The organism is Corynebacterium sp. (assembly GCF_012837295.1).
Taxonomy (GTDB): Bacteria; Actinomycetota; Actinomycetes; order Mycobacteriales; family Mycobacteriaceae; genus Corynebacterium.
On the sequence record NZ_DURI01000046.1, the window covers coordinates 1 to 6,758 of the forward strand.

Annotated in this window: 6 protein-coding genes; all 6 read left to right on the top strand. The window is 71.3% G+C overall.

The window, feature by feature from the left end; translation table 11 throughout:
- On the top strand, window positions 1–977 hold a 977-nt coding region (prfB, locus tag GX015_RS01525; protein ID WP_291342261.1), incomplete at its 5' end, for a peptide chain release factor 2.
- 152 nt (window positions 978–1,129) lie between these two features.
- The gene (locus GX015_RS01530; RefSeq protein ID WP_291342263.1) at window positions 1,130–1,570 is read left to right on the top strand and encodes a hypothetical protein; all 441 of its coding nucleotides are present in this window, start codon (window positions 1,130–1,132) and stop codon (window positions 1,568–1,570) included.
- On the top strand, window positions 1,555–3,306 hold the full coding sequence (locus tag GX015_RS01535) for a HAMP domain-containing sensor histidine kinase (protein ID WP_366926214.1): 1,752 nt from the start codon (window positions 1,555–1,557) through the stop codon (window positions 3,304–3,306). The genes GX015_RS01530 and GX015_RS01535 overlap by 16 nt, the downstream gene beginning before the upstream one ends.
- Window positions 3,303–3,962: a response regulator transcription factor gene (locus GX015_RS01540; protein WP_291342264.1), complete on the top strand. Its 660-nt coding sequence runs from the start codon at window positions 3,303–3,305 to the stop codon at window positions 3,960–3,962. The genes GX015_RS01535 and GX015_RS01540 overlap by 4 nt, the downstream gene beginning before the upstream one ends.
- A complete protein-coding gene (locus GX015_RS01545; protein ID WP_291342266.1) occupies window positions 3,959–5,692 on the top strand; it encodes an SLC13 family permease in 1,734 nt (577 codons plus the stop codon). The genes GX015_RS01540 and GX015_RS01545 overlap by 4 nt, the downstream gene beginning before the upstream one ends.
- A 100-nt stretch (window positions 5,693–5,792) precedes the next feature.
- Window positions 5,793–6,758 (top strand): glycerate kinase (locus GX015_RS01550; protein WP_291342267.1); only part of this gene is annotated, 966 nt, incomplete at its 3' end.

Genomic DNA, 6,758 nt, shown 5'->3' on the forward strand with positions numbered 1-6,758 from the left:
AGGACCACGCGCAGCAGGTGACCTCGCAGTTGTCGCAGGTGCAGGCGAAGCTGAAGAAGGTCACGGCCCTGCGCGAGCGTCTCGACGACCTGCCGGTGATGTACGAGCTCGCCGACGAAGAGGAGGGCGACGCCGCCGCGGAGGCCACGGAGCTGGCCGACGCCGAGCGCGCCGAACTGCGCACCGACATCGAGTCCCTCGAGGTCACGACCATGCTCTCGGGCGAGTACGACGAGCGCGAGGCCGTGATCAACATCCGCGCCGGCGCCGGCGGCATCGACGCGGCGGACTTCGCCGAGATGCTCATGCGCATGTACACGCGCTGGGCGGAGAAGCAGGGCCACAAGGTCGACGTCTACGACATCTCCTACGCGGAAGAGGCCGGCATCAAGTCGGCGACGTTCGTCGTCCACGGCGAGTACATGTACGGCACCATGTCCGTCGAGCAGGGCACGCACCGCCTGGTGCGCATTTCGCCGTTCGACAACCAGGGCCGCCGCCAGACGTCGTTCGCCGAGGTCGAGGTGCTGCCGGTCGTGGAGACCACCGACCACATCGACATCCCGGACAATGAGGTCCGCGTCGACGTCTACCGTTCCTCCGGCCCGGGCGGCCAGTCCGTCAACACGACCGACTCGGCGGTGCGCCTGACGCACATCCCCACCGGCATCGTGGTGACCTGCCAGAACGAGAAGTCGCAGATCCAGAACAAGGCCTCGGCCATGCGCGTCCTGCAGGCGAAGCTGTTGGAGCGCAAGCGCCAGGAGGAGCAGGCGGAGATGGACGCGCTCGGCGCCGGCGGCAACGCGTCCTGGGGCAATCAGATGCGCTCCTACGTCCTGCACCCGTATCAGATGGTCAAGGACCTGCGGAACAATCACGAGGTCAACAACCCCTCGGCGGTGCTCGACGGTGACATCGACGGTTTCCTCGAGGCCGGCATCCGCTGGCGCATGGATTCGGAGGACGCCGAGTAGACCCCGGTTTTCGGCCCGGTTCCCGCAGGTCAGCGGGGCCCGGGCCTTTTGCTTGACGACGGACCCACGCGCGTCCCGGAGAATTCTCGAAGATGAAAGGACTCTCATCGGGGTTTCATGCACCGGTCATGCATGACGTTCATGCTTGAGTCATGGACATGATGAAGAAGCTGCTGCCGCTGGCGGGCGTGATCGCCGTGCCGGTGCTGCTGGCGGTGGCCGGTGGGGCGCTGACCTCGGATGACACTCCGCCCAATGTGTCGAGTGAGCCGGCGGTCACCGATCGCGAGCTGCCGCGCGCCCCGATCGGCGACGACGGCATCGATCCCTCCGCCGAGCGTGACGCCGACCGTCGCGACGGGGACGATGGCGCCGATGACGCCGATGGCGCAGACGACGGAGCCGCCTCCGGTGGAGCGGGCGCCCCGACGGGATCCGCCGGCTCGGGTGGCCGCGCTCCGGCTCCCGCCCCGGCCCCGGCCCCGGCGCAGCCCGCCCCGAATCTGAACTACCAGCCGGCGCCGAACTACGGCGACGACTGGGACGAGGATGATTGGGACGACGACTACGACGACGATTGGGACGACGACTGATGGCGGCGGAGGATCGCGGCGCCGCGGGCGTCGTGAAGCAAAAGAAGCCGGGCCCCGACGCGCCGGCTGCGACCGCCGACGCGGAACCCCTGGTGGGGTCGAAGTTCTCGGCGCGGTGGCGGATCGTCATGTGGATCATGGTGCTGCTGGGCATCGTGCTGTTCACGATCATCCTGACCACCCGGACGATCATGCTCTCCGACGTCGAGGCCGGCGCCAACGCGCAGGTCGAGCAGGAGGTCGAGGAGTTCCGCCGATTCGCGGTGGAGGGCATCGACCCCGAGACGGGCGAGCCGTTCGACACCTCGACGAGGCTGTTCGAAGTGTTCCTGTCGCGCCAGATCCCGGAGGACGACGAGGTCATCGCCGGCATCGTCGGCGACCGCGTCATGCAGATCGACCGCGGCACCGGGCCCGAGGGCCTGGGCGCCGACGGGCTCATCGCCGACGGTGAGCTGCTGCGCGCGGTCCGCGACGCGGGCGCCTCGTCAGGCATCCTCGAGTCCGAGGAGTACGGGCGCGTGCATTGGGGGACGGTGGCGCTGACGGGCGATCCCGATTCGGATCACCTCGTCGTCGCGGCCTTCACCTCCGCCGCACGGGAAGGGGTGCACCACCAGGTGCGCATCATTTCCGTCGTCGCGGTGGGCGGACTGCTGCTCACGCTGCTCATCGCCTGGCTCGTCGCCGGGCAGATCCTGGCCCCGGTCCGCGAGGTTCGCCGCGTCGCCGCGCGCATCCAGGACACCGACCTGTCGCAGCGCGTGCCCGTCACCGGCCGCGACGACATCGCCGAGCTGGCGCTGACGTTCAACGGCATGCTCGACCGCCTGGAGACGTCCTACGCCACCCAGCGGCGCTTCATCGACGACGCCGGCCATGAGCTGCGCACGCCGATCACCGTCATCCGCGGCCAGCTCGAGCTGCTCGAGGGTGCGTCGGGCGAGGAGCGCGAGCGCTCGATTCGCCTGGCCACCACGGAGCTCGACCGCATGTCGCGCATCGTCTCCGAGCTGCTCACGCTGGCCCGGGCCGAGCGTTCCGACTTCGTCGTCCCCGAGGCGACGGACGTCGCGGACCTCACCCTGGAACTCGAGTCGAAGGCGCAGGCCCTCGGCGACCGGGAGTGGCTGGTGGAGGAGATCGCCGAGTCCACCGCCGTCATCGACCCGGAGAAGATCATGCAGGCGATGCTGCAGATCGCCTCCAACGCGGTCGACCACACCGAGGAAGGCTCCGCGATCCGCATCGGCAGCCGCGTCACCGGCTCCGGCGACCAGCGCCTGCTGCGCCTGTGGATCACCGATTCCGGGCCGGGACTGTCCGCTTACGACGCCCGCCACGTCTTCGACCGCTTCTCCCGCGGTTCGGCGGGCTCGAAGCGGAACAAGGGCGGCGCCGGCCTGGGGCTGTCCATCGTCAAGGCCATCGCCGACGCCCACCGCGGTTCGGCGTGGGTCACGTCGAAGGAAGGGGAGGGGGCCACCTTCGGCCTCGAGCTCCCCGCCGGTCCCGAGTCCACGTCGCTTGACGACGGCGCCGGCGTTTCCGGTGGAACGGCCGCCACCGAAACGTGGGCCGTGGACCCGGAGACGTGGGGGCCCGCGCCCGCACCCGAGAAACCGGGCGGACGAGGCGTCGCCAAGCATGATGACGCCAACCCGCCGACCAACCCGTTCCCGCCGATTGACCCGGGCACCGCAGCCCGGACGGCCGACCCGAAGGAGAAGCCATGAGCCGCATCCTCGTCGCAGAAGACGACCGGGGCATCGCAGACTTCATCTGCCGAGGCCTGCGCGACGCGGGCTACGCCACCGACGTCGCCGAAGACGGGCTGACCGCCTACGAGCTCGCCCGCGGCGGCGAGTACGACCTCGTCGTGCTCGACCTGGGTCTGCCCATCATCGACGGGCGCGTGGTGCTCACGCGCCTCCGGCAGTCCGGCGTCTCCGTCCCGGTCATCGTGCTCACCGCCCGCGATGGAGTGGAGGACACCGTCGGCAGTCTGGAAGACGGCGCCAACGACCACATGACCAAGCCGTTCCAATTCGCGGAGCTGCTCGCCCGCGTCCGCCTCCGCCTGACCGACGAAGCCGCCGGCGACGCCTCCGGGCGCATCGCCCACGGCGACCTCGTGCTCGACCCGCGCACCCAGCGCGTCCAGGTCGACGGGAAGTGGGTGGACCTGTCCCGCCGGGAGATGGGCCTGCTCGAAGTGTTCCTGCGGCACCCCGGCCAGATCCTGTCGCGCGCGCAATTGCTCGGCCGGGTGTGGGGCCTCGATTTCGACCCGGCGTCCAACGTCGTCGACGTCTACGTCCGCGCCCTGCGCCGGAAGATCGGCGCGCACCGCGTGGAAACGATCCGCGGATCGGGGTACAGGCTGCCATGACGAACCCCTCCAACCGGCCGCGCACGAGCACGGCCGGCCAGTCCAGTGCACCCAAAAACGGATCCGACGGGCCGATTTCGGCGGATTCCGGCACCACGGTGGCCACCTCCGACGCAACCGCAAAGGCCTCCACCGACACCTCCACCGACACCGCCACCGAGACCCGCGCCGTCGAGGAGACCACGTTCGCGACCACGCCGCCCGACCTGCCCCTGCCCTCCGTGACGGACGTGGATCCCGACGAGCCCGCCCGGCGCGGGGTGCGGGAACGGCTCCGCGCGCTGCCCGGGCCCCTGCGTTCGGCCACCCGCCCGGCGGCCGTGCTCACCGCGCTCGTCTTCGCCGCGGGCATCGCCCTGCTTCCGGACGCCACCCCGTTCGAAGTCGTCGTGACGCTGTCCGTGTTCGCCGCGGCCGTGTGGCTGTGGTCGTTCAGCTCCATCGGAGACACCTACATCGCCCTCGGCGCGGCGGTGACGCTGGTGATCATCGGCGTCATCGATGCGGGCGCCGTCTTCGACGCCCTCGGCGAGGACACGACGTGGTTGCTCATCGGCGCCTTCGTCATCTCCGGCGCCGTCGCCGCGTCCGGGCTGGGCGTCCGGGCCGCGGTGCACCTGGCGGCGGGATGCCGCACGGCGCGGGGATTGGTCCATCTGCTCACCCTCGCGGTTGTGGCCACGGCCTTCGCCATCCCCGCCACCTCCGGGCGTGCGGCGCTGGTGCTGCCGGTGTTCATCGCACTGGCGGTGGCGCTGGGGCCGGCGCGGCGCTGGCTCGTCGTCGTGCTCAGCCTCGCGCTGCCGACGGTGATCCTGCTGTCCGCGGTCGGTTCCTACATCGGCGCCGGCGCGCACCTGATCACCGACCAGATCCTCGATCGCGCCGGGCTGGGCACCATCGGCTACACCGGGTGGCTGCTCGTGGGCATGCCGCTGGCGCTCGCGTCGTCGCACCTGGCCGCCGAGATCGTGCTCATGGCGGGGTCGACCCGCGAGCAGCGCCGGGAGCGCCTGGACCTCGGCATCGACGAGCTCGCGGCCGGCGTGCCCGGCAACGTGCCCGTCACGGGGCCGCTGACCATCCACGAATCCCGCTCGGCCATCGTGCTCGTCGCGGTGGTCTGCCTGTGGAGCACCGACGAGCTCCACGGCGTGCACCCGGCGATCGTCGCCCTTCTCGGTGCGCTGGTGATCACGTTGCCGTCCTGGGGCCCGCTCGGCTTCGGCGAAGCGCTGAAGAAGGTGCCGTGGTCGCTGCTGCTGTTCATGGCCGCGACGCTGGCGCTGGGCGGGGCGCTCATCGACTCGGGCGCCGCGCAGGTGCTCACGGACCTGCTGGCCTCCGCCGCGCCGGGCGGTGCCGCCGCGGCTCCGGTGTTCCTCGTCGGCGTCATCGTCGTCTCGGCGGCCGCGCACCTGATCATCCAGTCCCGGTCGGCGCGGTCGACGGTGCTGGTGCCCATCGTCATCGCGCTCGCCCCGGCGGCCGGCGCCGACCCCGTCATCGCCGCCTTCGCGTCGACGGCGGCGGCCGGCTTCTGCCACACCATGAATTCCTCGGCCAAGCCGATGGCCATGTTCGCCACCGTCCCCGCCGAACAGGGGATCCCCGTCTTCGACGACGCGTTCCGCCTGCGCAGCGCGGCCCTCATCGTGTTGCCGACGATCACCATGATCGCCGTGTTCGCGCTGTTCATCTGGCCCGCCATGGGCCTCGGGGCGACGTAAACGCGCGGGCGACCGGCCGTCGTCAAGCAAGCACCCCAAGCACCCGACCAACCCCAAACACCCGAACAACCCGCACGACCGCACACCAAGGAGAAAAGCCATGACCATGTTCATTCCGCAGCGAGTCCTCGTCGCCCCCTCCGGATTCAAGGAGAGCCTGTCGGCGGTCGAGGCCGCCGAGGCCATCGCCGGCGGCATCCGCCGCGAGCTGCCGGGCGTGCGCGTGGACATCTACCCCGTGCCCGACGGCGGAGAGGGCACGGTGGACATCGTCGCCGCGCGCACCGGCGCCGAGCGGCGCACCACGCGGGTGACGGGGCCCGTGGGCAAGCCGGTGTTCGCCGAATGGGCGATCGTCGACGACGGGTCGGGAGGCCGCACCGCGGTGCTCGAGATGGCGTCGGCCGGCGGCCTGCACCTGGTGCCGGCGGATCTGCGCGACCCCGGGGCGACGACGACCCGCGGCGTCGGCGAACTCATCGCGGCCGCGCTGGACGAGGGCGTCGACCGCATCGTCGTCGGCTGCGGCGATTCGGGCACGTGCGATGGCGGCGCCGGCGCGCTGTCGGCCCTGGGCGCGCGGATCCTGGATCAGGATGGCGAAGTCGTCGCAGACGGCGGCGGCAACCTCATCGACGCGGTGTCCATCGACGCCTCCGGCCTGCACCGCGGGCTGGCGTCGACGCCGATCATGCTGGCGTGCAACATGCACAACGTGCTCACGGGCCCGCGCGGCGTCGCCCGCGTCTTTGGCCCGCAGAAGGGTGCGTCGCCGGAGCGCGTCGAGGAGCTCGACGCGGCGATGACCTCGTGGGCGCGCCTGCTCGAGGGCGCCTTCGCCCCGCCGGTCGACGTCGCCCGGGGCCCGGGTTCGGGCGCCTCCGGCGGGCTCGGGGCCGGGCTGGCCGCCATCGGCGCGGTGCCGCGATCGCGTTTCGAGGTGCTCCTCGACGGCGGCCTGGGCGCCGGCGACATCGACGCGCTCATCGACCAGGCGGACCTCGTGGTCACCGCCGAGGGCGCCATCGACTTCCAGACCCCCAACGGCAAGGTCCCCGCCGAGATC